At 38.0% G+C, this 469-nt stretch carries 1 rRNA gene; it reads left to right on the forward strand.

The annotated features are described in order from the left end of the window. The first annotated feature begins 112 nt into the window (after window positions 1-112). Window positions 113-222: ribosomal RNA gene (gene rrf / locus Q0998_RS19285) — 5S ribosomal RNA — on the forward strand. The last annotated feature ends 247 nt before the right edge of the window (window positions 223-469 follow it).

Below are 469 nucleotides of genomic sequence, written 5' to 3' on the forward strand. Positions count from 1 at the left end.
ACTTTTACAGTGGGCAGTAAACAAAGCTACAGGAAGCAGTTTACAGTAAATCAGTTTTATTACTGTGTACTGACTGCCTACTGAAAACTAACATACTGCATACTGAAAATCTTAGGGTGGTTATAGCATTGGGGCTCACCTCTTCCCATCTCGAACAGAGAAGTTAAGCCCAATCGCGCCGATGGTACTGCATTTATGTGGGAGAGTAGGTCGCCGCCTTTCTTTAATACTGAATTTATGTTCAGTAACTATAAACCTCATATCTTACGATATGAGGTTTTTTTATGCGTACTATTTAAATTAGTGTTAGAGGTTAGATATTAGAAGTTGGAAGTTGAAGTTTCTAGAATATAAGTTCAAAACATAAAATAGAACCAAAATCACCCTGTCATTTCGAGACCCGAGAAAAATTTTTATCAAGCGGTTGGAATGACGTAATGTCTCCTCGAGCGCAGTCGAGAGGTTTTAA

This window comes from uncultured Polaribacter sp., from assembly GCF_947501385.1.
Taxonomy (GTDB): Bacteria; Bacteroidota; Bacteroidia; order Flavobacteriales; family Flavobacteriaceae; genus Polaribacter.